Source organism: Pseudomonas sp. MN1F (genome assembly GCF_009391885.1).
Taxonomy (GTDB): Bacteria; Pseudomonadota; Gammaproteobacteria; order Pseudomonadales; family Pseudomonadaceae; genus Aquipseudomonas.
Window position 1 is genome coordinate 182534 of sequence record NZ_VZII01000009.1, and the last position, 26095, is coordinate 208628.

Annotated in this window: 23 protein-coding genes; all 23 read left to right on the forward strand. The window is 62.8% G+C overall.

Features of this window, described 5'->3' with window-relative positions:
* Positions 1-73: 73 nt before the first annotated feature.
* The 23 genes from pilM to gspM all read left to right on the forward strand — a co-directional run bounded on the left by pilM (position 74) and on the right by gspM (position 26093).
* Positions 74-925 carry a type IV pilus biogenesis protein PilM gene (gene pilM, locus F6X59_RS06730; RefSeq protein WP_152955678.1) on the forward strand — a complete coding sequence of 284 codons (852 nt, stop codon included), beginning with the start codon at positions 74-76 and terminating at the stop codon, positions 923-925.
* On the forward strand, positions 925-1461 hold the full coding sequence (locus F6X59_RS06735) for a PilN domain-containing protein (RefSeq protein WP_152955550.1): 537 nt from the start codon (positions 925-927) through the stop codon (positions 1459-1461). The genes pilM and F6X59_RS06735 overlap by 1 nt, the downstream gene beginning before the upstream one ends.
* On the forward strand, positions 1458-2474 hold the full coding sequence (locus tag F6X59_RS06740; RefSeq protein ID WP_152955551.1) for a pilus assembly protein PilP: 1017 nt from the start codon (positions 1458-1460) through the stop codon (positions 2472-2474). Before F6X59_RS06735 ends, F6X59_RS06740 begins: the two co-directional genes overlap by 4 nt.
* Positions 2398-3666 (forward strand): type IV pilus secretin PilQ, encoded by a 1269-nt coding sequence (locus F6X59_RS06745; RefSeq protein ID WP_152955552.1) that lies wholly within the window; start codon positions 2398-2400, stop codon positions 3664-3666. The genes F6X59_RS06740 and F6X59_RS06745 overlap by 77 nt, the downstream gene beginning before the upstream one ends.
* 4 nt (positions 3667-3670) lie before the next feature.
* On the forward strand, positions 3671-4189 hold the full coding sequence (aroK, locus tag F6X59_RS06750) for a shikimate kinase AroK (protein ID WP_060509908.1): 519 nt from the start codon (positions 3671-3673) through the stop codon (positions 4187-4189).
* Between the two features lie 94 nt (positions 4190-4283).
* On the forward strand, positions 4284-5381 hold the full coding sequence (aroB, locus tag F6X59_RS06755; RefSeq protein ID WP_152955554.1) for a 3-dehydroquinate synthase: 1098 nt from the start codon (positions 4284-4286) through the stop codon (positions 5379-5381).
* A gap of 15 nt (positions 5382-5396) precedes the next feature.
* Positions 5397-7016: an AAA family ATPase gene (locus tag F6X59_RS06760; protein ID WP_152955555.1), complete on the forward strand. Its 1620-nt coding sequence runs from the start codon at positions 5397-5399 to the stop codon at positions 7014-7016.
* 374 nt (positions 7017-7390) lie between these two features.
* On the forward strand, positions 7391-11836 hold the full coding sequence (gltB, locus tag F6X59_RS06765) for a glutamate synthase large subunit (protein WP_152955556.1): 4446 nt from the start codon (positions 7391-7393) through the stop codon (positions 11834-11836).
* A gap of 106 nt (positions 11837-11942) precedes the next feature.
* Positions 11943-13361: an FAD-dependent oxidoreductase gene (locus F6X59_RS06770; RefSeq protein WP_060484277.1), complete on the forward strand. Its 1419-nt coding sequence runs from the start codon at positions 11943-11945 to the stop codon at positions 13359-13361.
* A 150-nt stretch (positions 13362-13511) separates the two neighbouring features.
* On the forward strand, positions 13512-14576 hold the full coding sequence (gene hemE / locus F6X59_RS06775) for a uroporphyrinogen decarboxylase (RefSeq protein ID WP_152955557.1): 1065 nt from the start codon (positions 13512-13514) through the stop codon (positions 14574-14576).
* Between the two features lie 211 nt (positions 14577-14787).
* Positions 14788-16251 (forward strand): N-acetylglucosamine-binding protein GbpA, encoded by a 1464-nt coding sequence (gbpA, locus tag F6X59_RS06780; protein WP_152955558.1) that lies wholly within the window; start codon positions 14788-14790, stop codon positions 16249-16251.
* 57 nt (positions 16252-16308) lie between these two features.
* Entirely contained in the window at positions 16309-16821 is a 513-nt protein-coding gene (locus F6X59_RS06785) for a cytochrome b/b6 domain-containing protein (protein ID WP_152955559.1), read from the forward strand.
* 22 nt (positions 16822-16843) lie between these two features.
* Positions 16844-17320, forward strand: a complete 477-nt coding sequence (locus tag F6X59_RS06790) for a hypothetical protein (RefSeq protein WP_152955560.1) — start codon at positions 16844-16846, stop codon at positions 17318-17320.
* The gene (gspD, locus tag F6X59_RS06795; RefSeq protein WP_152955561.1) at positions 17317-19152 is read left to right on the forward strand and encodes a type II secretion system secretin GspD; all 1836 of its coding nucleotides are present in this window, start codon (positions 17317-17319) and stop codon (positions 19150-19152) included. Before F6X59_RS06790 ends, gspD begins: the two co-directional genes overlap by 4 nt.
* A 2-nt stretch (positions 19153-19154) precedes the next feature.
* Positions 19155-20618, forward strand: a complete 1464-nt coding sequence (gene gspE, locus F6X59_RS06800) for a type II secretion system ATPase GspE (protein WP_152955562.1) — start codon at positions 19155-19157, stop codon at positions 20616-20618.
* 2 nt (positions 20619-20620) lie between these two features.
* On the forward strand, positions 20621-21826 hold the full coding sequence (gspF, locus tag F6X59_RS06805; RefSeq protein ID WP_152955563.1) for a type II secretion system inner membrane protein GspF: 1206 nt from the start codon (positions 20621-20623) through the stop codon (positions 21824-21826).
* Between the two features lies 1 nt (position 21827).
* The gene (gene gspG / locus F6X59_RS06810) at positions 21828-22274 is read left to right on the forward strand and encodes a type II secretion system major pseudopilin GspG (protein WP_152955564.1); all 447 of its coding nucleotides are present in this window, start codon (positions 21828-21830) and stop codon (positions 22272-22274) included.
* On the forward strand, positions 22271-22735 hold the full coding sequence (locus F6X59_RS06815; protein ID WP_152955565.1) for a GspH/FimT family protein: 465 nt from the start codon (positions 22271-22273) through the stop codon (positions 22733-22735). Before gspG ends, F6X59_RS06815 begins: the two co-directional genes overlap by 4 nt.
* Positions 22713-23102, forward strand: coding sequence for a type II secretion system minor pseudopilin GspI (gene gspI, locus F6X59_RS06820; protein ID WP_152955566.1), 390 nt, complete (start codon positions 22713-22715; stop codon positions 23100-23102). The genes F6X59_RS06815 and gspI overlap by 23 nt, the downstream gene beginning before the upstream one ends.
* Positions 23089-23667, forward strand: a complete 579-nt coding sequence (gene gspJ / locus F6X59_RS06825) for a type II secretion system minor pseudopilin GspJ (protein ID WP_152955567.1) — start codon at positions 23089-23091, stop codon at positions 23665-23667. The genes gspI and gspJ overlap by 14 nt, the downstream gene beginning before the upstream one ends.
* Before the next feature lie 47 nt (positions 23668-23714).
* On the forward strand, positions 23715-24521 hold the full coding sequence (locus F6X59_RS06830) for a general secretion pathway protein GspK (RefSeq protein WP_152955568.1): 807 nt from the start codon (positions 23715-23717) through the stop codon (positions 24519-24521).
* Positions 24514-25626, forward strand: coding sequence for a type II secretion system protein GspL (gspL, locus tag F6X59_RS06835; protein ID WP_178120041.1), 1113 nt, complete (start codon positions 24514-24516; stop codon positions 25624-25626). The genes F6X59_RS06830 and gspL overlap by 8 nt, the downstream gene beginning before the upstream one ends.
* Positions 25623-26093: a type II secretion system protein GspM gene (gene gspM / locus F6X59_RS06840; protein WP_152955570.1), complete on the forward strand. Its 471-nt coding sequence runs from the start codon at positions 25623-25625 to the stop codon at positions 26091-26093. The genes gspL and gspM overlap by 4 nt, the downstream gene beginning before the upstream one ends.
* The last annotated feature ends 2 nt before the right edge of the window (positions 26094-26095 follow it).

Below are 26095 nucleotides of genomic sequence, written 5' to 3' on the forward strand. Positions count from 1 at the left end.
GGCGGCCCGCTGCACCGTCTGGCCGGTCGGGCCTGGCAATGCGGCGGTTCATGGTTGTAACAAGGAAGTCGCTATGCTTGGACGTTTTGGCAAGGATGCCAGTTCACTGCTGGGGGTGGAAATCACTTCCGACTCCATACGTATTGCACAGCTGCGGCGCCACAGGGGGCGCTACAAGCAGCTGGCCTGGGCGGTCGAGCCGTTTGCTCCTGGTAACGGCTGGCAGGACCCTGATCGAATTGTCGCTGCCCTGCGCAGCGCTTATCGGCAATCTGGTTGCCGCGAGCGCCGGGCCGCCGTGGCACTGCCTGCCTCACAAGTGATCTGCAAGCTGTGCCAGCTGCCAGTCAGTCAGACCCCTGGTCAAATGGAGGCGCAACTGCTGGGAGAAGCAGACCGCCTGTTTCCCTTTCCCCTTGAAGACCTGGTACTGGATTTTCAGGTGCTGGGTGCCTCGTTGCTGCAACCCGGGAGCCTGGATGTCCTGGTCGCGGCCAGCCGTCAGAGTGCATTGCAACCGGTGCAAGCAGCATTCGAAGCCGCAGGGCTGGAGCTGGAAGTCGCGGAAGTGGACAGCATTGCCTTGCGCCGCCTGATGCCCAACCAAACCAACCGCCCAGCAGCGCTGCTGCGCATCGAGCCGGGCAGCTCGACGTTGCATGGCTGGCTTGGCGATACGATGCCTTTACGGCAGGAATTGCTCCCGGGCGCGTTACCTGATCTGCCCGGTGACGTATTCGCTGAAGGGGCAGGGCCGGAAGAAGTGCTTGTCGTCGGCGCTCCGGCTCCCGGGCAAGGCGTGCTTGCTCGACTGACTGAGCGTCTCGGCTTGCCGTGCCGGCCATTGCCGCCTGTGGCGGGTGTGGATTGCAGTGATGGTTGCATGGCCTTGGCTTTTGCACTGGCAATGGGCAGCGTGCGCTGATGTTGCGTCTGAATCTGATGCCGTGGCGAGAGCGGCAGCGCCTGGCAGCGCTCCGGCGTTTGCGCCTGATGCTGCTGGGGGCGGCAGTTGTGGCGTTGTTTGCGGTGCTGCTGATCGACCAGCTGGCCCGTCAGCGAGCCCACCAGCAAGCCGTTGCCAACGATAGCCAGCAAGCTGCAATCGATGTGCTGGAGGCGCAGAGGACTGAGCATGATCGTGTCAGGCAATCCTATGACGAAGTGCGCGCGCAGGCTGCGGCCCTGGCTGACTTGCGTGCTGAGCAGGGGCTGGTGACAGCCGTGTTTGCGGATCTGGAGCGGGCGCTGCCGGAGGGCGTACAACTGCTCAGGCTCGAACTGCAAGGTTCACGCTTGCGCATGGTCGGTGTGGCCGCCTCCGGGGCAGTCGTGGCGCAGCTGATGCGCGAGCTGGAGCGGTCTGGAGTGATGCGTGAACTGGAACTCAAAAGCTTGAAGAGCCAGGCGGATGGCGACGAGTTTCTGTTGTTGGCGCGCATATCGGCGTTCTGGTCATGAATCTGCTGCAGAAAGGCGCATGGCTGGCACTCATCGAGCGCTCGCGGCTCTTTGGCTGCGCGCTGCCGTTTGCCATAGGCCTCATCCTTGTTGGGCTCGGCTGTCTGTTTCGCTTGCCGCACTGGTTGCAGCTTCAAGAGGCAGAGCGCGCCCGGCACGTTCGCCTGCTTGAGGCGCATGAAACCAAGGCTGCCGAAGTGTTGGCATCGTCGCAAATGCGCGAGGCCCTCGATGACGCACGGCACCTTTTGCAGGATGCCCGCTGGCGCCTTGCTGCCGGGGCCGACATGAGCGATCTGCTTGACCAGCTGGCGGCCTCGGGCCATGCGCATGGCCTGCACTTCGAGCGGCTCGATGTACTTGATGAGGTAAAGCAGCCCGGCTACTGGCAGACGCCCTTGGACGTGCAGGTAGTTGGGCGCTATTCGGGGCTGCGGATGTGGTTGGACGACTGGCTTGGCCAGGCTCGTCTGCTGCGTGCCGAGGCTTTGTGGTTGGCACCTGCCGGTGACAGGCCTGGGTTGTTGCACCTTGGCATGCGCGTGCATGCCTATCAAGCCGACGGGGCGGTGCCTGAGCCTTTGTCCCTGGCCGATTCACCGGCTCGGGGTGAGGTGCTGCCGGTGGTTCACGATCCGTTTTCCGCCTGGGCAGCGCGTGTCGTCCAGGCTGGGCTTGCCAGCGTCCCGCTGGCTCAGCTGCAGATGGTCGGTAGCCTGCAGCGGGGGCAGCAGCGCGAAGCGTTGCTGTCGGCGGCAGGCCGCTTGTATCGCGTGCGCTCCGGTGATCGGCTGGGGCGTGATGGCGGTGTTGTGGTGGAAGTCGGCGAGCGGCAGCTGGAGGTGCGTGAGCGGCTGTTCATAGGGGGCGTGTGGCGTGAGCGCACGGTAACGCTGGCGCTCAGGAAGAGCGTGACAATGGAGGCCAGGGACGGTGATGAAATGGCTGTTGAAGTGGGTGGCGGTGGCGTTGATACCCAGCCAGTGGTGCATGGCGGCGTCCTATCGGGGTGAGCCCATCTCGCTGAACTTTCAGGATGTCGAGGTGCGCTCGGTGCTTCAGGTGCTGGCTGATTACGCCGGGATCAACCTGGTCGCCAGTGACACGGTGCAGGGCAATGTCACCCTGCGGCTGCACCAAGTCCCCTGGGATCAGGCGCTGGAGCTGGTCCTTCGTACTAAAGGGCTGGCGCGGCGCGAGGAGGGGAATGTGCTGCTGGTAGCGCCAGCCACCGAGTTGGCCGAGCAATCCCTTGGCGCCCGTATCGGGCAAGAGCTGGATGCGCAGCTGCAACCCTTGCGGCGTGAGTTGCTGCCGATCCATCACGCCAAGGCTTCCGACCTCGCAGAGCTGTTGCTGGCAACCCTGGCGGATGACGGCATTCTGACCGGTCGTGGCAGCCTGAGCGTCGACGCCCGCACCAACACCTTGGTCGCGCACCAGCCTGCGGACCGCCTTGCCGAGTTGCGCCAGCTGGTCGCTCAGCTGGATGTGCCGGTGCGGCAGGTAGAAATCGAGGCGCGCATCGTGGAGGCCAATGTCGACTACGAGAAAGGCCTGGGCGTGCGCTGGGGGCGGCAGCTGTATGGTGAAGCGCCGCAACTGGGCAAGGACCTGTTTGTCGACCTGGGCGTGGAGCGGGGCGGTGCCGGCATCGGCGTAGGCCTGTTGCGTGGCGGTATGCTGCTGGACTTGGAACTCAGCGCCATGGAGAAGAGCGGCAACGGTGAAATCATCTCCCAGCCCAAGGTGGTCACGGCTGACAAGGAAACCGCCAGGATTCTCAAGGGCACCGAGGTGCCTTATCAGGAGACCAGCAAGAGTGGCGCCACCTCGGTCGCCTTTCGCGAAGCCTCGTTGTCGCTGGAGGTCACGCCGCAGATCACTCCGGACGGCAAGGTCATCATGACGGTCAAGGTGACCAAGGACGAGCCTGACTTCGTTAATGCCCTGAACGACGTGCCACCGATTCGCAAGAACGAAGTCAATGCCAAGGTCCGAGTGGCGGATGGTGAAACCATCGTCATCGGGGGTGTCTACTCGACCACGCAAAACAATGTGGTCGACAAGGTGCCATTTTTGGGCGATCTGCCGTATGTTGGGCGGCTGTTTCGACGCGATGCATTACAAGAGAAAAAATCCGAGCTGCTGGTCTTCCTGACTCCGCGTATCATGAGTGACCAGGCGATTGCTGTGAGTCGTTGATTCTGTGCGAAATTTGATACTTGTAGGGCCCATGGGCGCTGGTAAGAGCACCATCGGGCGCCTGTTGGCCAAAGAGCTGCGCCTGCTGTTCAAAGATTCCGACAAGGAAATCGAACTGCGAACCGGCGCCAACATCCCGTGGATCTTCGATAAAGAAGGCGAGCCGGGCTTCCGTGACCGTGAGCAGGCTATGATCGCCGAGCTTTGCGCGCTCGATGGCGTGGTTGTGGCGACCGGTGGTGGCGCAGTCATGCGCGCGGAAAACCGCCAGGCGCTGCACGAGGGCGGCCGGGTCATCTACCTGCACGCCTCGGTGGAGCAGCAGGTCGGGCGCACGGCGCGCGACCGCAACCGCCCGTTGCTGCGCACCGCCAACCCGGAGGCGACGCTGCGCGCCTTGCTGGAGGCGCGCGACCCGCTTTATCGCGAAATCGCCGACCTGGTGGTGGAAACCGACGAACGGCCGCCGCGCATGGTGGTGCTCGATATTCTCGAGCGCCTGCAGCAGTTGCCGCCCCGCTAAGCCGGGACTATTCTCGGCCAGCGCCGAGGCGAGGTTCAACGTTACCGCGTGGGTCGAACAGCCGGCGCCGCGCCCAAGTACATTGTGGGGATACATGCAGACACTTAAGGTCGACCTCGGCGAGCGTAGCTACCCGATCTATATTGGCGAAGGCCTGCTGGACCAGGCCGAACTGCTGGCGCCGCATATCCGCGGGCGGCAGGTTGCCATCGTTTCCAACGAAACCGTCGCGCCTCTGTATCTCGAACGCCTGAGCAAGACCCTCGGCGCCTACTCGGTGCTGCCGGTGATCCTGCCAGACGGCGAAGCCCACAAAAATTGGCAAACCCTGCAACTGATCTTCGATGGCCTGCTGACGGCGCGGCATGACCGCCGTACTACCGTGGTCGCCCTCGGCGGCGGCGTGATCGGTGACATGGCCGGCTTTGCGGCGGCCTGCTACCAGCGTGGCGTCGACTTCATCCAGGTGCCGACCACCCTGCTGTCTCAGGTCGACTCCTCGGTGGGTGGCAAGACCGGTATCAACCACCCCTTGGGCAAGAACATGGTCGGTGCCTTCTATCAGCCCAACGCGGTGCTGATCGATACCACCAGCCTCAAGACCCTGCCCGAACGCGAGCTGTCGGCCGGCCTGGCCGAAGTGATCAAGTACGGCCTGATCTGCGACAAGCCGTTCCTCGCCTGGCTCGAAGACAATATGCAGGCCCTGCGCGCTCTCGAGCCGGCTGCCCTGACCGAAGCGATCAGCCGCTCGTGCGCCGCCAAGGCTGCCGTGGTCGGTACCGACGAGCGCGAATCCGGCGTGCGTGCCACGCTGAACCTGGGCCACACCTTCGGCCACGCCATCGAGACGCACATGGGCTACGGCGTGTGGCTGCACGGTGAAGCCGTGGCCGCAGGTACGGTGATGGCCCTGGAAATGTCCATGCGCCTGGGCTGGATCGACCAGGCCGAGCGTGATCGGGCAATCCGCCTGTTGCAGGACGCAGGTTTGCCGGTGGTGCCACCACAGGAAATGACCCCGGCGCATTTCATGGAGCATATGGCGGTCGACAAGAAGGTCCTCGATGGCCGCCTGCGGCTGGTGCTGCTGCGCCAGCTGGGCGAAGCCGTGATCACTGACGACTATCCGAAAGAGATTCTTCAGGCCACGCTGTCGGCGGATTACCGCGCGATCGTGGCCCAGCTTTGAGGTTGTGACAGCGTAATGACCAGTTTGCATGCCGATGAGGCGTTCCTCGAACATTACCAGTTGAGCCACGATCCGTTCGCGCCGCGTGTGCCCGGCTTCAAGTTCTTCCCCGCCCAGCGCAAGCCGGTGCTGGGCCAGCTGCATCACCTGGCTCGCTATAGCCAGCTGATGCTGGTGGTCACTGGCCCCGTGGGCAGCGGCAAGACCCTGCTGCGCCAGGCCTTGGTGGCCAGCACCAACAAGCAGTCGGTGCTGAGCGTGGTGGTATCTGCCCGCGGCGCCAGCGATGCCGCCAGTGTCCTCGGCCAGGTGGCGCAGACGCTGGAAGTGGCCCAGCCTGAAGTGCAGGCGATCCTGAACAAGGTGGTGCAGCTGGCACTGACCGGGCAGGAAGTCTATTTGCTGGTTGATGATGCGGAACAACTCGACGAGTCGGCACTCCAAGCGTTGCTGGAACTGGCGGCAGGGCTACCGGAAGGGCGCCCGCACGTGTTCCTGTTCGGCGAGCCCTCGCTGATTGCCGGGTTGGACGAGATCCAGATCGAGGAAGAGCGCTTCCACGTTATTGAACTCGCCCCCTACAGCGAGGAAGAAACCCGCGAGTACCTGGAGCAACGCCTGGAAGGCGCTGGCCGGGGCATCGAGGTGTTCACCCGTGAACAGCTAGTCGATATTCATGAAAACTCCGACGGATGGCCTGGCAACATCAACCAGGTCGCCCGCGATACTTTGATCGAAGCCATGATCGCCAGCCGTACCACGGTCAAGCGACCATCCATGGGGTTCAAAATGCCTAAGAAACACGTACTCGCGCTGTCCGCTGTCGTCGTGGTCGCCGTAGGTGCTGCGGTTCTGATGCCCAAGAAAGGCGACAAGGCCCCTGCCGAGGCGCCTGTGGCCCAGGCCCAGTTGCCGCTGGGCGAGGGCCAGCCAGGTAGCGCTCAGTCGAACAACGGCAACCCGGCCATCGAGTTCTCCGGCCAGTCGCAGCCGATGCCGCTGCCGCTGGTGGGGCAGTCCCAGCCGGTGATGCGCGAGCCTCTGGCGCAGGCTGCCGGCATGGGTGACGGCGAGGAGGGTGGCCCGGCTGGCAATACCGCCTTGCAGCCAGGCAACCCGCCTACCGTAACCACGATCGCGCCGCCACAGGGCGTGCCTGCAGGCCCGGCGCCGAGCATGGCCCAGGCTACCGCGCCGGTGCAGCCGGTTGCGCCTGCGCCCAAGCCTGTCGCTACCCAGCCGGTCAAGCCGGTTGCGCCTGCCAAGCCGGCACCGACTCAGGTCGCTGTCGCCAAGCCAGCCGCCAAGCCGGTGGAAAAGCCGGCCGCCAGCGTCAGCACCGGCGGCGCCGGAGGCTGGTACGCGGGCCAGAAGCCAGGCAACTATGTGGTGCAGATTCTTGGCACCAGCTCCGAAGCGTCGGCCCAGGCCTTCGTCAAGGAGCAGGGTGGCGACTATCGCTACTTCAAGAAAAACCTGCAGGGCAAACCCCTGTACGTGGTCACCTATGGCAACTTCGCCAACCGCGACGCAGCGGTTGCGGCAATCAAGAACTTGCCAGCGAAGGTCCAGGCTGGTAAACCTTGGCCACGTACCGTCGCCAGCGTCCAACAAGAGCTGGCCTCGGCCCGCTGATACCTGCCGGGCGGCATCACCCCGCCGCCCAGTTGCTGAGCGATTAATGACATTCGACTAGCCTGCTGCGCCTGAGCGCGGCAGGCTTTTCTGTCCCGGACTGCCGGCCACAAGCCTCTGTTGCAGTCATGGCTGAAACGCTTCAGACTCGAGCCAAGCCGCTATCACGGCGCATGGCGCAAAAACATTCAAAATTGCGACATAAATTTTCAATGGTGAGACATGAAAATTTGTGGGTATGACTGTCGCTGTGCAACAATGGTTTTCCATGGCCACCGCAAAAAAGCTGGCGTTTGATCGGCGTGGATGGTAAGTGGTTGTACATAAAAGAGATTTACCTCCGGTTGAGAGGTGAACCTGGTGAGAAAGTGTCTATGAAAACAGGTCTGTACCATCCCGAAGAATTCAAGGACAACTGTGGTTTTGGCCTGATCGCCCATATGACGGGCGAGCCGAGCCACCACCTTCTGCAAACCGCCATGCAGGCACTGACCTGCATGACCCACCGCGGTGGTATCAACGCCGACGGCAAGACCGGTGACGGTTGCGGTCTGCTCATGCAGAAGCCCGATCAATTCCTGCGGGCCGTGGCCCAGGAACACTTCGCCGTCGAGCTGCCCAAGCAGTACGCCGTCGGCATGGTGTTCTTCAACCAGGACCCGGTCAAAGCCGAAGCTGCCCGCGCCAACATGGACCGCGAAATCGTCGCGGCCGGCCTGAAGCTGGTCGGCTGGCGCAAGGTCCCGATCGACACCAGTGTGCTCGGCCGCCTGGCCCTGGAGCGCCTGCCGCAGATCGAGCAGGTGTTCATCGGCGGTGAAGGCCTGAGCGATCAGGAATTCGCCATCAAGCTGTTCAGTGCCCGTCGCCGTTCGTCCGTGGCCAATGCCCACGACACCGACCACTACATCTGCAGCTTCTCGCACAAGACCATCATCTACAAAGGCCTGATGATGCCGCGCGATCTCGCGGCGTTCTATCCAGACCTGGGTGATGAGCGCCTGCAGACCGCGATCTGCGTGTTCCACCAGCGCTTCTCCACCAACACCCTGCCGAAATGGCCGCTGGCCCAGCCATTCCGCTTCCTCGCCCACAACGGCGAGATCAACACCATCACCGGCAACCGCAACTGGGCCATGGCCCGTCGCACCAAGTTCGCCAACGACCTGATCCCCGACCTCGAAGAGCTCGGCCCACTGGTCAACCGCGTCGGTTCCGACTCGTCGAGCATGGACAACATGCTGGAGCTGATGGTCACCGGTGGCATCGACCTGTTCCGCGGCGTGCGCATGCTGGTACCGCCAGCCTGGCAGAACGTCGAGACCATGGACGCCGACCTGCGCGCCTTCTACGAATACAACTCCATGCACATGGAGCCGTGGGATGGCCCGGCCGGTATCGTCATGACCGAAGGCCGCCACGCGGTGTGCCTGCTCGACCGTAACGGCCTGCGCCCGGCGCGCTGGGTGACGACCACCAATGGCTACATCACCATTGCCTCGGAAATCGGCGTGTGGGGCTACCAGCCAGAGGAAGTCCTGGCCAAGGGCCGCGTCGGCCCGGGCCAGATCCTTGCCGTGGACACCGAGACCGGCCAGATCCTCGACACTGACGCCATCGACAACCGTCTGAAGTCGCGCCACCCGTACAAGCGCTGGCTGCGTCAGCACGCCACCCGCATCCAGGCGACCCTGACGGATGACCAGGGCGTGGCCAGCTACGACGCTGACCAGCTCAAGCAATACATGAAGATGTTCCAGGTCACCTTCGAAGAGCGTGACCAGGTGCTGCGCCCACTCGGCGAGCAGGGCCAGGAAGCGGTCGGTTCGATGGGTGACGACACGCCGATGGCCGTGCTGTCGCAGCGCGTGCGTTCGCCGTACGACTTCTTCCGCCAGCAGTTCGCCCAGGTGACCAACCCGCCGATCGACCCGCTGCGCGAAGCGATCGTCATGTCCCTGGAAATCTGCCTGGGTGCCGAGCGCAACATCTTCCAGGAGTCCCCGGAGCACGCTTCGCGGGTGATCCTCAGCTCGCCGGTCATCTCGCCCGCCAAGTGGCGTTCGCTGATGAACCTTGAGCGTGAAGGCTTCGACCGTCAGCTGATCGACCTCAACTATGATGAGAGCGTCGGCCTGGAAGCGGCCATCCGCAACATCGCCGACCAGGCTGAAGAAGCCGTGCGCAGCGGCAAGACCCAGCTGGTGCTGAGCGACCGCTACATCGCTCCGGGCAAGCTGCCGGTGCATGCTTCGCTGGCCGTGGGTGCCGTGCACCACCGCCTGACCGAGCAGGGCCTGCGTTGCGACAGCAACATCCTGGTCGAAACCGCCACTGCCCGTGACCCGCACCACTTCGCCGTACTGCTGGGCTTCGGTGCCTCGGCGGTGTACCCGTACCTGGCCTACGAAGTGCTGGCCGACCTGATCCGTACCGGCGAAGTGCTGGGCGATCTGGACGAAGTCTTCAAGTACTACCGCAAAGGCATCTCCAAGGGCCTGCTGAAGATCCTGTCGAAGATGGGTATCTCCACCATCGCCTCTTACCGTGGCGCCCAGCTGTTCGAAGCTGTGGGCCTGGCCGAGGAAGTGGTCGGCCTGAGCTTCAAGGGTGTGTCCAGCCGCATCAAGGGTGCGCGCTTCGTCGACCTCGAAGGCGACCAGAAGCTGCTGGCGGCCGAAGCCTGGAGCGCGCGCAAGCCGATCCAGCAAGGTGGCCTGCTGAAGTTCGTCCACGGTGGCGAGTACCACGCCTACAACCCGGATGTGGTCAACACCCTGCAAGCCGCCGTGCAGCAGGGCGACTACGCCAAGTTCAAGGAATACACCACGCTGGTCGACCAGCGTCCGGTGTCGATGATCCGCGACCTGCTGAAAGTGAAAGTGGCCGACGAGGCCCTGCCGCTGGACCAGATCGAGCCGCTGGAGGCCATCCTCAAGCGCTTCGACTCCGCCGGTATCTCGCTGGGTGCACTTTCGCCGGAGGCTCACGAAGCCCTGGCCGAGGCGATGAACCGCCTGGGTGCGCGCTCCAACTCCGGTGAGGGCGGTGAAGATCCGTCGCGCTACGGCACCATCAAGAGCTCGAAGATCAAGCAGGTGGCCACCGGCCGCTTTGGCGTGACCCCGGAATACCTGGTCAACGCCGAAGTGCTGCAGATCAAGGTTGCCCAGGGCGCCAAGCCCGGTGAAGGCGGCCAGCTGCCTGGCGGCAAGGTCAACGGCCTGATCGCCAAGCTGCGTTATGCGGTACCGGGCGTGACCCTGATCTCGCCACCGCCGCACCACGACATCTACTCGATCGAAGACCTGGCCCAGCTGATCTATGACCTCAAGCAGGTCAACCCGCAGGCCCTGGTTTCGGTCAAGCTGGTGGCTGAGGCTGGCGTTGGCACCATCGCCGCGGGCGTGGCCAAGGCCTATGCCGACCTGATCACCATCTCCGGTTACGACGGTGGCACCGGTGCGTCGCCGCTGACCTCGATCAAGTACGCTGGCGCCCCGTGGGAACTGGGCCTGGCCGAAACCCACCAGACCCTGCGCGGCAACGACCTGCGCGGCAAGGTACGGGTACAGACCGACGGCGGCCTGAAGACCGGCCTGGACGTGATCAAGGCAGCCATCCTCGGCGCCGAGAGCTTCGGCTTCGGTACCGCGCCGATGATCGCCCTGGGCTGCAAGTACCTGCGCATCTGCCACCTGAACAACTGCGCCACTGGCGTAGCCACGCAGAACGACAAGCTGCGCAAGGACCACTACATCGGCACCGTCGACATGGTGATCAACTTCTTCACCTTCGTCGCCGAAGAAACCCGTGAATGGCTGGCCAAGCTCGGCGTGCGCAGCCTCGGCGAGCTGATCGGGCGTACCGACCTGCTCGACGTGCTGCCAGGTGACACCGAGCGCCAGCAGTACCTGGACCTGACCCCGCTGCTGGGCAGCTCGCACATCCCGGCTGACAAGCCGCAGTTCTGCGAAGTCGACAAGAACCCGCCGTTCGACAAGGGCGAGCTGGCCGAGAAGATGGTCGAGATGGCCCTGCCGGCGATCCGCGACCAGGCCGGTGGCGAGTTCAGCCTCGACATCTGCAACTGCGACCGCTCCATCGGTGCCCGTATCTCTGGCGAAATCGCCAAGCTGTACGGCAACCAGGGCATGGCCGACAAGCCGGTCACCTTCCGCTTCAAGGGTACTGCTGGCCAGAGCTTCGGTGTGTGGAACGCCGGTGGCCTGAACCTGCACCTGGAAGGCGACGCCAACGACTACGTCGGCAAAGGCATGACCGGTGGCAAGGTGACCATCGTGCCACCCGCCGGCAGCCCGTTCGCCACCCAGCACAGCGCCATCGTCGGCAACACCTGCCTGTACGGTGCCACCGGCGGCAAGCTGTTCGCCGCGGGTACTGCGGGCGAGCGCTTCGCTGTACGTAACTCCGGCGCTCACGCTGTTGTCGAGGGCACTGGCGATCACTGCTGTGAATACATGACCGGTGGCTTTGTCTGCGTCCTGGGCAAGACCGGTTACAACTTCGGTTCTGGCATGACTGGCGGCTTCGCCTACGTGCTCGACATGGACAACAGCTTCGTCGACAAACTCAACCACGAGCTGGTGGAAATCCAGCGCATCAGTGGTGAGGCGATGGAAGCCTACCGCAGCCACCTGGCGCGGGTCCTTGGCGAATACGTGGAAGAGACCGGCAGCGAGTGGGGGCGTGAGCTCTTCGAGAACCTGGACGACTATGTGCGGCGCTTCTGGCTGGTCAAGCCGAAGGCGGCCAACCTCAAGCAACTGCTGTCCAGCACCCGTGCCAACCCGCAGTAAGAACAGCTGCAAGTGACGGCCCCGTGCGCGGGGCCTGTCGTGCTCAAGTGATCGTCTTGCAGCTTGCAGCCTGAGGCTGGCAACTGCGGTAAAGAGGTTTTGAAAAATGGCTGAACGTCTGAACAACGACTTCCAGTTCATCGAAGTGGGCCGCAAGGACCCCAAGAAAAAGCTGCTGCGCCAGCGCAAGAAGGAGTTCGTGGAAATCTACGAACCGTTCAAGCCGCAGCAGTCCGTGGAGCAGGCGCACCGTTGCCTGGGCTGCGGCAACCCGTATTGCGAGTGGAAGTGCCCGGTACACAACTTCATCCCCAACTGGCTGAAGCTGGTGTCCGAAGGCAATATCCTGGCTGCGGCCGAACTGTCGCACCAGACCAACACCTTGCCGGAAGTGTGCGGCCGTGTGTGCCCGCAGGACCGCCTGTGCGAAGGTGCCTGCACCCTGAATGACGGTTTCGGCGCGGTGACCATCGGTTCGGTGGAGAAGTACATCACCGACACCGCCTTCGCCATGGGCTGGCGCCCGGACATGTCCAAGGTCAAGCCAACCGGCAAGCGCGTCGCCATCATCGGTGCCGGCCCGGCGGGCCTGGGTTGTGCCGACGTGCTGGTGCGTGGTGGCGTGACTCCGGTGGTGTTCGACAAGAACCCGGAAATTGGCGGCCTGCTGACCTTCGGCATTCCCGAGTTCAAGCTGGAAAAGACCGTGCTGAGCAATCGTCGCGAAGTCTTCACCGGCATGGGCATCGAGTTCCGCCTGAACACCGAGGTGGGCAAGGACATCACCATGGAACAGCTGCTCGCCGAATACGACGCGGTGTTCATGGGCATGGGCACCTACACCTACATGAAGGGTGGTTTCCCGGGTGAGGACCTGCCTGGCGTGCACGATGCGCTGGACTTCCTGATCGCTAACGTCAACCGCAACCTCGGTTTCGAGAAGTCGCCGGAAGACTTCGTCGACATGCAAGGCAAGAAGGTTGTGGTGCTGGGCGGTGGTGACACCGCGATGGACTGCAACCGCACTTCGATCCGCCAGGGCGCCAAGTCGGTGACCTGCGCCTATCGCCGTGACGAAGCCAACATGCCGGGTTCGCGCAAAGAGGTGAAGAACGCCAAGGAAGAAGGCGTGAAGTTCCTCTACAACCGCCAGCCCATCGCCATCGTCGGTGAGGACAAGGTCGAAGGCGTGAAGGTGGTCGAGACCCGTCTCGGCGAGCCGGATGCCCGTGGCCGTCGCAGCCCCGAGCCGATCCCGGGCTCCGAAGAGATCCTGCCGGCCGACGCCGTGGTGATCGCCTTCGGCTTCCGCCCAAGCCCGGCACCGTGGTTCGAGCAGCATGGCATCCAGCTGGACAGCCAAGGCCGCGTGGTAGCGCCGGAGAAAGCCAAGTTCAAGCACCAGACCAGCAACCCGAAAGTGTTCGCCGGTGGCGACATGGTGCGCGGTTCGGACCTGGTGGTGACGGCGATCTTCGAAGGCCGTAACGCTGCCGAAGGTATCCTGGACTACCTCGAAGTCTGATCGATTGCTGGGGCCGCTTTGCGGCCCCAGGCATTTTTGTATACAAAATCGTTTGATCTGTGGCACCCAATAGACAAAACGCATGGTCTTGACCGTGCCTTTTGCGCTGGCGTCTGAGAAAATGCCCGCACTATTTTTCCGGATGCCGACATGACTGCCCTGAAGAACGATCGTTTCCTGCGTGCGCTGCTCAAGCAACCCGTTGACGTCACCCCTGTCTGGATGATGCGCCAGGCCGGCCGCTACCTGCCGGAGTACCGCGCCAGCCGCGCCAAGGCCGGTGATTTCATGAGCCTGTGCATGAACCCGCAGTTCGCCTGCGAGGTTACCCTGCAGCCGCTGGAACGCTACCCGTTGGACGCGGCGATCCTGTTCTCGGACATCCTCACCATCCCGGACGCCATGGGCCTGGGCCTGTACTTCGAAACCGGCGAAGGCCCGCGTTTCAAGAAGGTCATCAGCACCCCGGCCGACATCGAAGCGCTGCCGATCCCTGACCCGCAGAAAGACCTCGGCTACGTGATGGACGCGGTCAGCACCATCCGCCGCGAGCTTAACGGCCGGGTGCCGCTGATCGGTTTCTCCGGTAGCCCCTGGACCTTGGCAACCTACATGGTCGAAGGCGGCTCGTCGAAGGACTTCCGCAAGACCAAGGCGATGGCTTACGACAACCCGCAAGCCCTGCACCTGCTGCTGGACAAGCTGGCCCAATCGGTCACCAGCTACCTCAACGGCCAGATCCTTGCCGGCGCCCAGGCGGTGCAGATCTTCGATACCTGGGGTGGCAACCTGTCGGCAGCGGCCTACCAGGAGTTCTCCCTGGCCTACATGCGCAAGATCGTCAGCGGCCTGATTCGCGAGCACGACGGGCGCAAGGTGCCGGTGATCCTCTTCACCAAGAATGGCGGGCTGTGGCTGGAAAGCATCGCCGAAGCCGGCGCTGACGCGCTGGGCCTGGACTGGACGTGTGAAATCGGCGACGCTCGCCGCCGCGTCGGTGACAAGGTAGCCCTGCAGGGCAACATGGACCCGACCGTGCTTTACGCCAAGCCAGAAGCCATCCGCAAGGAAGTGGCGCGCATCCTGGCCAGCTATGGCAAGGGCACTGGCCACGTGTTCAACCTCGGCCACGGCATCACCCCGGAAGTCGACCCGGAACACGCAGGCGTATTCATCAACGCGGTGCATGAACTGTCGGCGCAGTACCACCAGTAAGTGCGCTGAAACGAACAGCCCGGCCAAGTGCCGGGCTTTTTGTTGCGTTCAATACGACGCTTACACCGAGGAAATCGACGCCATCAAGCCGAAAAAGAGAAGCCTGAACAGCTTCAGACCTTTTCTTACATATTGGCGCCATGGCCTTCCTTAGACTCGCGCACTTCTGTCGGGCCTCCCCGACGCAAGCTCAAGTAGTCCGGAGTGCGTCATGAGTACAAGAAAGAACCTGCGAAGGTTTGCTGCCAGCGGCCTATGGCTGGCAGTTGCCGGTGCGGGCGTGCATGCCCAGTTGGCCAATGCGCATGGTTATGCCAGTGAACCGCCATCGCGGGCATATGCCTGCCAGCTAGGTCTGAACACCGAGTGTGGCCAGCCCATTTACGAGCCGCAATCTGTAGGTGAGGCCGCAAAAGGGTTTCCTCAACTCGGCCCCGTGGATGGCAAGATCGCAAGCGGTGGCGCGCGCGCTGATTTCGCTTTGGTTGACGAGCAGTCAGCCGCGCGCTGGCACCTGACACCTATTCTCGACCGTGAAATCACCTTTGACTGGTATTACACCACTGGACACCCGACCACCAAGTGGGAGTACTTCATTACCAAGTCAGGCTGGAATCCAAATGCGCCGCTGGCTCGAGAGGCATTCGAAAGCAAGCCGTTCTGCACTGTGGACGGTCATGGCAAGTTTGCGACTGGCGGCAACCATGCGGGCAGAGGCCCGGCGCCTGAAAAGCACCACTGTACATTGCCAGCCGATCGCACCGGGCACCATGTCGTTCTGGGGCTGTGGACAATCGCCGACACCGCTGCCGCATTCCACAATGTGATCGACGTCGACATCCAGGCTGAAGGTGGGCCCGCGCCGGAATGGCCTGCAGTTGGCGCAATCAACCCGCATCGAGACCTGGAAGTTGGCGACAAGGTCAAGGTCCGCGCATTTGTGAATGGTACGGAAAGTAAGCAGTTCAGTACGTCTATCGCCATTGAGCATGCCGAGGAAGGCACTGCCTTCAACTGGGCATACAAATTGGCCAGCCGTATCAATGAAACCCAAGCGCTCGTGCGAGCTGGCAAGCCTAACGCGGATGGCGACTTCGAGCCTGTGCAAGGCGCCAATACGCTCTATGCCAAGAGCGAAAGTGGCATCACCAGTTTCGAACTGGAGATCGACGCCGCGACCCCAGAGCCTGGTTACATGCATTTGCATGACCTGAAGCCTGAGTACCAGCTCAAGGACGGTAAGACCACCCTCGACTTCACCGTCATGAGCAACAAGAACCTGCAGGTCAGCGCGCGGTTGTTCGATGCTGACAACAAGCAGGTCGGCTATGTTCGCGAGCAGGTCAATGGCACTGGCAAGTTGGTGCTGGAAGCCACCGGCGTCGAGGGCCCGCACACGCTCAAGGTCGTTGGTGTCGACAAGGCGCAGCGCGTGTTGCTGCAAGAACAACGTGATGTTGCGCTCAAAGCCGCTGCTGAAGGCTACGATTTCGAATTCCCTCAATCGATTGCCAGCTACAAGGAAGGCACGCTTGTCTTGCAGCCCAAGACCGGTGAGATATTCGAGTGCAAGCCATTCCCGTTCGAGGGTTGGTGCAAGAGCTATTCGGCAAATGCCAACCATTATGAGCCCGGTGTAGGCAGCAACTGGCAAGACGCCTGGATCAAGCGCTAAAAGGAGTGCGGCCTGGCAGCCCGATGGGGCATGCCGGGCCGTGTCACGGTATTTCTTATGCAACAACACACTTATTGCTGGCAGCAGATGCTATTGCACTGGGTTTCTGCCTTGGTGATCGTCTGGGCGCTGGTAAGTGGCTTTTACGTGTCAGGTTTTACGGTCGAACCCGCCACAGCACAGTGGGTCGGTTTCGTGAATGTTGGTCTGACGACACTGTTTATCCCGGTCTTTCTGCTGCGTTGGTTGATGCGCTACCTGAAGCCAAGGCCGTGCGCGCTGAACGAAAACCCCTGGGTTCGGCGCATAGCGCATGTTGTTCACGAAGGCATCTACTGGCTTACCGCGTCCGTGCTGGCTTCAGGCGTGCTGATGATGGACCGTGCAATTGACGTATTTGGCTGGTTTGCAATCGAGCCCTGGCTGACGGATCCGTTCTGGCTAAGCGCCTGGTTCATGCTGCATATCGCAGCAAACGTCGCCTTGGCTTTGGCCGTGGTGGTGCACGTAGGGGCAGTCGCCATCCATGAGTTTGCCGGGCGGCGCGTGGTTAGTCGAATGCTGCCCTGAGCCAATGAAGCATTCTTCTGTCTTGTCCTGGGTAGCAATCCCTCTGCTGGCGTTGGTCATGCTGGCCTGGCGCGAAGCCACGCGCCCAGCCTTGGTTGAACCTGTCGGGCAAGACAGTGTTGCCCGTGTATTACCCGCACAACAGCCATTGCCGACGGCGACCCTGGCATTGGCCTTTGGCTTCAGCGAGCCAGGGGAGCGGCTAGCAAGCCAGGCCGGGTTGGTGCTCAAGGCTTGTTTCATCCCCAGTCGCGGCCAAACCCGTGCGTTGGTGGGAAGCCGCGAGGGTGACAGCTTCTATGGCGTGGGCGACCGCTTGCCGGGTGGCAGCGTGCTGCGCCGAATCGACGTGGGAGCGATCACCCTTTGGGTCGACGGGCGTGAGGAAATCCTGACCTTGTCCGGCGGCGGCGCCAACGTCTTCGTTCAATCTGGCAATAACGCTGTGCGCGTTCCTGCCCCTGCCGAATCACCCCGCCTGTTGCGGGAGGTGCAATGAGATTTCAACGTTACTTGCGGGCAGCCTCACTCGGGGCTTGCCTGAGCTTGACCTGCCCACTGGCCCTGGCTGATGCGCCAACCTGGCAATTGGCGATGAGCGATGCCGATGTGCGCGATGTGGTGCGCGAAGTCGGAGCCATTCTTGATCAGACAATCGTGCTTGACCCGCGTGTGCAAGGGCGCATCACCGTACTGTCCAATGAGGCGCACGACCGTGAAGGCGTACGGAGGTTGTTTTACTCGGTCTTGAATGCGCAAGGCTTTGCCGCAGTGAACGATGGTGACCGCTTGCTGGTGTTGCCGGCAAGTGAAGCCAAAGCCTGGGCCAACCAGCAGGTCGATGCGATTCCTTCTGCATTTACCACACGAGTATTCAGCCTGTCTGGCAGCACTGCCGCCGACCTGGCCGGCCTGCTCAGGCCACTGGTGTCGAGCAACGGCTATATCGGCCCGTCCAGCTCCGCCAATGCCCTGGTCGTCACCGACTCGGCTGCCAACCTCGAGCGTTTGCAGGCTCTGGTGCGCCAACTGGACAGCGGACAGCGGCATGACTATGAGTTGGTAACGCTGCATACAGCGCAAGCCGCCGATGTATTGCCTGTCGTCGAGGCTTCGGCAGGCAGCCCGGACAGTGGCGTGCGGGTATTGGCCGATACGCGTGGCAATCGCCTGCTTGTGCTTGGGCCGGAAAAGTCCCGCCAACGGTTGGCACGACTGGCCCGCGAGCTGGATGTGCCGACACCTGAAAATTCGCATAACTGGCGCGTGGTGCGCCTTCAACATGGTAATGCCGAGCAGCTGGCCGAGGTGCTCGGTGAAGTGGGCAAGCGGCTGGATGGCAAGCCGGGCACAGAAGCCTTGGGCCAGCCGCTCGCGACCGGGGCGATGGTCAAGGCAGATACCAGCCAGAACGCCTTGGTGCTGCTGGGCGAACCCAAGACGCTGGGGAGCGTGGTGCAGATCATCGAGCAATTGGACCAGCCCCGCGCACAGGTGTTGATACACGCGGCCATCGTCGAAGTCAGTGGCGATATCAATGAGGCCTTGGGATTGCAGTGGGGGGTGGACACCGGCAGCCTCAGGGGCGGGGTGACATTCCCGGACAGCGGTGCGCTGTTGGCCGATGTGCTGGGGGCGGACAAGGCACTGCCCAGTGGCGCGGCGCTGGCGCTAGGCTCTGACCGCTTTGGCCTGCTGGTTTCCGCATTGGCCAGCAACAGCCGTAGCAACCTGCTGTCCACCCCCAGCCTGCTCACGCTCGACAACCAGGAAGCGCAGATCCTGGTGGGGCAGAACGTGCCGTTCAAGACAGGCTCGTACACCACGTCCGGCAATGGCGCGGATAACCCGTTCACCACCGTGGAGCGCAAGGATATCGGCATCAGCCTCAAGGTTCGCCCGCACATCAACGAAGGCCGAAGCCTGCGCCTTGAGGTCGAGCAGGAAAGCTCGGAACTGGCACCCAGCACGCTCGAAGGTGACCTGATTACCAGCAAGCGAACACTCAAGAGCACCATCCTCGCGGCGGACGGCGAAATCATCGTGATCGGTGGCCTGATCAAGGACAGTGTGCGCACAGAGCAGCGTGGCGTGCCGTTGCTCAGCCGTATTCCTCTGCTGGGTGGCTTGTTCCGCTGGACCCGGGATACCCAGGAAAAGACCAATCTCATGGTGTTCCTGCGCCCTACCATTTTGCGCACCCAGGCCGAATGGGTGGAGTCCGGGCGTCGTGCCTACGATGATGTTCGCGCCTCCGACCCGGTGCACGTGCCTCAGGATCCCCGCAGGCTGTTCGAAGCGCGGCCGATGCCGGAAGGCCGGGAGCCATAGCCTTGAACCCTTTGCTTCCATTCGGCTTCGCCCGGCGTCATGGCATTTTGCTGGACCGGCAGGCAGCCGAGCCCACCCTGATGATGCGTGACGATGCCGCCTTGGCATCACTCTCCGAGGCGCTGCGTATCGTTGGGCATCACTGGCCACTGCGCCTGGTGGATGGCGACCAGTTTGCAGAGCACCTGGCTGCTTGTTACGGCGGCGCCCAGGATGCAGCGCAGTCGGTGATCCAGGGGCTGGATGAGCACATCGACCTGTCACGCCTGGCTGAGGCGTTGCCGCAGACCAGCGACTTGCTCGATCAGCAGGATGATGCGCCGATCATCCGTTTGCTCAATGCCTTGCTCAGCGAAGCGGTCAGGTCGCGCGCTTCCGATATCCACCTGGAAACGTTCGAACAGCAGTTGCGCGTTCGCATGCGCGTCGATGGGGTCATGCGCGAAGTGCTGTCGCCGCCCCGAGCGCTCGCGGCCTTGCTGGTGTCGCGGATCAAGGTCATGGCGCGTCTGGACATCGCCGAAAAGCGCGTGCCACAGGATGGCCGCATCAGCCTGCGGCTGGCCGGCCATGAGGTGGATGTGCGTGTGTCCACCTTGCCAGCGGCCCATGGGGAAAGGGTGGTGCTGCGCTTGCTGGACAAGCAGGCTGTGCGCCTGGATGTGCAGCACATGCAGATGCAACCCACGGTGCAGAACGCATTCCTGGCCTTGCTGGACAAACCCCACGGCATTTTCCTGGTGACAGGCCCGACTGGCTCGGGCAAGACCACCACGCTGTATACGGCACTTTCGGTACTGAACCGTGAGTCGCGCAATATCCTCACCGTCGAAGACCCGGTCGAATACCACTTGCCCGGTATCGGCCAGACCCAGGTCAACAGCAAGGTCGACATGACCTTTGCCCGTGGGCTTCGGGCGATCCTGCGGCAGGATCCGGACGTCGTCATGGTCGGGGAGATTCGTGACCGGGAAACTGCAGATATTGCCGTGCAGGCATCGCTGACAGGCCATCTGGTGTTGTCGACCCTGCATACCAATAGTGCTTTGGGCGCCATCACACGGCTGGCAGACATGGGGGTGGATACCTGCCTGCTGGCATCCTCCCTTGCCGGTGTCATGGCACAGCGCCTGGTGCGTGTGTTGTGCCCGCACTGCAAGGCCGCATACGAGGTGGACGACGCCACCGCCAGCACCCTTGGCAACCCTGACGGCCTGCCGCAGCAGCTTTACCAGGCTGTAGGTTGTGAGCTGTGCCAGCTGGGCTACAGCGGGCGCTTGGCATTGCATGAGATGGTCGTCATTACCCCGCAGCTGGCGCAGGCCATCCACGGCCGCGCATCGTTGGCACAGATGCAGGATCTACTTCGCCCGGGCACGACCAGCCTGTTTCAGCATGGCGTTCAACGTGTCTGCCAAGGGCAGACCAGTCTTGAAGAATTGCTGCGCGTGACGGGCCAGGACTGAACATGGCGATCTTCCGGTATCAGGCCCAACGCCAGGATGGCGCCCGCCAGCGCGGCACGCTAGAGGCAGCTAGTGCGCGTCAGGCCCGGCAGCAGTTGCGCGAGCAGGGTTGGTCGGTCATGACGATCGAGCTTTTAAAGCCTTCGCCACTTGCCGCCCTGGTTGCGGGCAATCGTCTTTCCCTGGCGCGCCGCTGTTTGCTGACCCGGCAGCTGGCAACGCTGTTGCAGGCGGGCATGCCGTTGACCGAAGCGCTACAGGCGGTGGCGGCGCAAAGTGGCCAGCGTCAGGCCAGGCAGGTGTTGCTTGGCGTGGCTGAGCGAGTCGCCGAAGGTAATACCTTTGCCAATGCACTGGCCCATTACCCATTGGCCTTTCCGCTGGTTTACCGCGCCACGGTCGAGGCGGCGGAGCGCTCCGGGCACTTGGCAGGGGTATTGGAGCGTCTGGCGGGGCATGGCGAAGATCAGCAGGCCCTGCGTCAGAAAGTGCAATTGGCGATGCTCTACCCGTTGATACTGACGATCGTCGCCCTGCTGGTGGTGGGTTTTCTGCTCGGTTATGTAGTGCCGGACGTGGTGCAGGCCTTCGCCCGCGACCAGGCACAGTTGCCGCTGGCGACCCAGGTGCTGATTGCACTCAGCGATGCTTTTGGCCGCTTCGGCTTGCTGGCCTTGCTGGTGCTGCTGGCAGGCGTTACCGGTGCTGTCTTGCTGTTGCGCGCGCCTGCGAGGCGAAGGCAATGGCATGCCATGGCACTGCGCCTGCCAGGTTACGCCAGCTTTGTGCTAGCCAGCGAGGCTGCGCGCTTCATCAGTACCTTGGCGATTCTTGGCCGCAGCGGTGTTGTGCTGGTCGATGCCATGAACATCGCTGCCGGCGTGGTGGGCAATCTGGTTTTACGCGAGCGCTTGCAAACCGCGGTGCGTGAAGTGGGTGAAGGCGCAACGCTGGCCCACAGCCTGGCACGTAGCCAGAGCATGCCCGCACTGATGCTGCACATGATCGCCAGTGGTGAGCGTGCCGGGGAACTGGACAGCATGCTCGAACGTGCCGCCGAGCTCCAGGCCAGGCAACTGGCTGGTCGTATAACCCTCCTGGTGAGCCTGTGCGAACCCCTGATGCTGTTGCTGATGGGTGGCATCGTGCTGTTCATCGTGCTGGCCATCCTGCTGCCCATTCTCAACCTCAACCAACTGGTCAACTGATATGTCTTCTGGCTTTGCACGTCATGCGCAGCGTGGCTTCACGCTCATCGAAATCATGGTGGTGGTCATCATTCTGGGTGTGCTCGGCGCGTTGGTGCTGCCCAACGTGATGAGCCGCCCGGACCATGCCAAGTTCACGGCGGCGCGTACCGATATCCAGTCAATCTCCACGGCCCTGGAAATATACCGCCTGGACAACGGGCGCTATCCGACCACCGCCCAAGGCCTGGAGGCGCTCATCCGGCGCCCGACCGTTGCACCCTTGCCACGCCAGTGGAATGCCCAGGGTTACCTCAAGAGCCGGGCGCTGGACCCTTGGGGCATGCCTTATCAATACAGCAACCCTGGTACGCGATCGGGGCAGGGGTTCGACCTGTTCTCGTTTGGCGCCGACGGCCAGCCCGGCGGTGAAGAGGCGGATGCCGATATCGGTAACTGGGCCGAATGACCCTGCGCCGCTCGAAAGGCTTCACCCTGCTGGAAATGTTGCTGGTGCTATTGCTGGCAGGCGTTGTCATGGGCATGGCCGGGTTGCAGTTGGGGCGCGACCCGCAACGCCTGGCCAGCCAGGAGGCCGGGTTGCTCCTGCAACTGGTCGAGCATGCCAGGCAGCAGGCGGTGCTGGAGGGGCAGGAGATGGGTGTGCAGATCGATGCCCGCGGCTATCAGCTGATGAGGGCATTCGGCAACAAATGGGCAGCAGCAGGGCCGCGCCGGGACACTGGCCTGGACCTGCGCCTGAGTATCGACGGCTTCCCGGTGATGCTTGCCGGGCCAGGCGATGCTGCGCAATTGGTGTTTGCCCGTAACGACGAGTACACCCCGTTCTCGTTGTCATTCGATGAGGCGGGTGTCGGCCTTGCGCAACTATCAAGCGATGGCCTCAATGCCCCCTGGCTCGAACGCTGAACGTGGGTTCACGTTGCTGGAAGTGCTGGTGGCGCTGTCGGTATTCGCCGTACTGGCCGCAGCAGTGACCACCGCCAGCCAGCAGGTCCTGGCACAGTCGCAGGGTATGCGTGATCGCCTGTTCGCCAGCTGGATCGCCGATAACCACCTCAACGAGCTTCGCTTGCATGCGACTGCGCCTGCGACTGCACAGCGCCGCACCCAGGAGGTCCAGTTCGATCAGCGCACCTGGCTCATCGTCGAGTCGCGGCGTCATCAGGCGGGTTTGGCACTCGTCGAAGTGGGCGTGAGCGTCAGCCTGGCATCGGACCGCCAGCCGCTTCACCACGCGGTAGGCTGGATGGAGGTTGCCGATGCAACGCAGTGAGTCAGCCCGTATCCAGCGCGGCTTTACCCTGCTGGAGCTGTTGCTGGCCATCGCCCTCTTTGCCTTGCTGGCGGCGGGTACCAGCCAATTGTTGGCTGCCTTGGTACGGGCAGATGCCGCACGTCAGGCCCAGGCCGAAGAATTGCGTGCACTGGGGCGGGCAATGAGTGTGATGCAGCGGGATGCATTGCAAGGGTACTGGCCCGCGATCAGCAAGAGGGGGGCTGGTTACGGTGTATTGCTGACGCCGCAGCGGGTGGGCTGGTTGCTTGGCGCAGAACGTGATCGACAATCGTTGCCGCGCAGCGATCTGCGGGTGGTCGAGTATTGGCTGGAGGACGGTGTGTTGTGGCGTCAGCGACGGACACTGGAGCACGGGCAGGTACGCCCACAACGGCTGCTCGAAGGTATCGAGGATCTGCGCTGGCGGCTGTATGGTCCAGAAAGCGGATGGGTATCCAACTGGGTGGCTGCGCAACCGCCCCAGGCACTTGAAATCACCCTGTCGACCCAGCGCTTTCAGGGGATTCGCCGAGTGCTGCCTCTGGCGGGGGCAAGCCTGTGAAAAACTCGGGGCAGCAGGGCGTGGCGCTCATCACGGTTCTGTTGGTAATGGCACTGTCGACCCTGCTGGTTGCCAGCATGCTGCGTAGCCACCAGGGGATGCTGGGCAGCGTCCGGCAGCAGATCGATGCCTCGCGCTTGCTGCAACTCGCCCATGCTGGCGAGCGGCATGCCTTGAAGCAGCTGAAACAGCAGGCTGCGACCTTGCTGCAGGTGACCCATGGCGGTCAGCCCTGGGCGCAAACCCGTTTGCTGGACCTTGAGCAGGGGCAAGTTCGGATGCGCCTGGAGGACCTTTCCGGGCGCTTCAATATCGCTGCGCTGACCGCACGAAAAACCCTCGACCCTGTGTTGTTCGAACGTTGGCAGCGGTTGTGCCACGCCCTGCAGATCGAGGTGCCGGTGCTGGAACCCTTGGCCGGGCAGCGCATGCTCGACCCCAGCCAGCTGCGCGTCTTGCCGGGCGTCGATGCACAGGTGATGGCACGTTTGCAGCCCTGGATCGTGGCGCTGCCCCCCCAGGCTGGGCTCAACGTCAATACCGCCCTGGCACGGGTACTTGAAGGCCTTGAAGGCGTGGATGCCTCTGTTGCACGGAGCGTGATGGGCAAGCGGCCCGATGAGGGCTATGCCAGCGTTCAGCAGTTTCTGGCGCAACCACAGCTGGTGGGGCTTGGCATCGACAGCCATGGGTTGTCGGTGACGAGCCGCTGGTACCGTCTGGAGGTACGAGCAGCGTTGCAAGGCAACCTTGGTTATCTGTACAGCGACCTTGAAATCGACCCGAGCACGCATCAGGTGCGTGTGCTGCGTCGGTTTTTTTCTGCACAACCGGAGCACCTGCAAGTTGAGTGATGTTTATCTGTTTTTGCTGGCCGGGGGCGTGGTCGAAGACGATGGAGCATGGCCGGTGCTCGTACGCACAGCGCAGGGCCACCAGTACCGGTCAGAGTTGGGCAGCTTGCCGCCCGAGTTGGCCGCTGCTGCGGTGGTGCTCGTGTTGCCGATGGAGCTGACGGGGTGCTGCGTGATCGGGCCGATACCGGGCAGGCGCCCCAGTCGGGAGACGTTGGGCTATGCAGCGGAAGAACAGCTGGCAGCGCCCTTGGAGGCGCTGCACCTGGCGTTCGGGCCAGTAGATGAAGAGGGCCGGCGCAAGGTATGGGTGATAGCGCTGGAATGTTTGCGCCAGCTGATGTCGAGGCTTCAGCAACAGGGCATCGACCCCATCGCGGTATATGTTGATGCCGACCTGCTGAGTGCCGAGCGCGCATGCGCCCTGTGGTTCGAGGGGCGATGGTTGCTGGGGGGCAGCAAGGGCTCTTGCCTGGCCCTGAGTGCCCAGGCCGCACAGGCACTGAAGCAGAAACATGCATCCTTGCCCTGGATGGCCGAGGCAGGCTCAGCAGGTGCGGCGGACAGTGATCAGCCGATCGCCAGTGCAGTGGACATCCTGATGCAAGGCAATGCTGGTGCTGTGGACTTGCGCCAAGGTGCACTGCGTCGGCGGCGTATGCTGCCGGCATGGCGAGGCCTGGCAAGCGGTGTGGTGCTGGCTTTACTGATGGTTTGCCTGGTCGATCACGTGCGTGCGCAGTGGCTCATGCAGCAAGCATCACGGCTGCATGCCGAGAATGTTCGGGTTTTGCAGCGCTGGGCGCCTGAGCAGCCTCCGGGTGGCGACCTGGCTACGCGAATCAGGTTACTCGAACACCGCCCAAGGCATGCGACTACGGTCGAGCAGCTGGCACTGCTCTCGGAACAACTGGTCGGCGTTGGCAATGTGGTGATCGAGCGGGCTGAATCGACGTCTGAGCAAGGCTGGCGCGTCGAGGTTGTCGCCCAGGGCTTTGACGATCTCGAAAGGCTTGGCACACGTGTTCCCGGTATGCGGATGGAACAGGGACGACAGGCCGATCAAGGGGTGCGGGCGACCTTGTCCTGGCGGGAGGCTGAATGAAGTATTGGAGAGAAACTGCGTTGGTACGCCAGTGGCAACAGCTATCACCCAACCGGCGCACGCAATTGAAGGTCGCTTTATGGGGCCTGGCCTTGATAGCGATCTGCCAGCTACTCTGGGTGCCGGGCCAGGCCCGCCTGCAACAGGCTGAGCGAGACCTGGCGCGTGAGCATGAGCTGGGTGCCCAACTGCAGCGAGTCGTGCAGGGGCCGCCTCGGTCGCCAACCACCGTCGAGGTACAGACACCTGCAGGTTTAAACGAGCGCGCCAAGGCTGCGGGCCTGCGTATCACCAGCCTGGAGGCCAGGTCCGGGCAGGTGGATATCAGCCTGGAGGGGGCTGCTGCGGCCGTGCTGGCCTGGTTGCACCTACTGGAGCAGGAGGGTGGCAAACCGCTCAACCTGCAGCTGCAAGCCGAAGGCGAGCTGCTTCAGGCGCGCTTCGTGATGATGCTGGCCGAGGCATGATG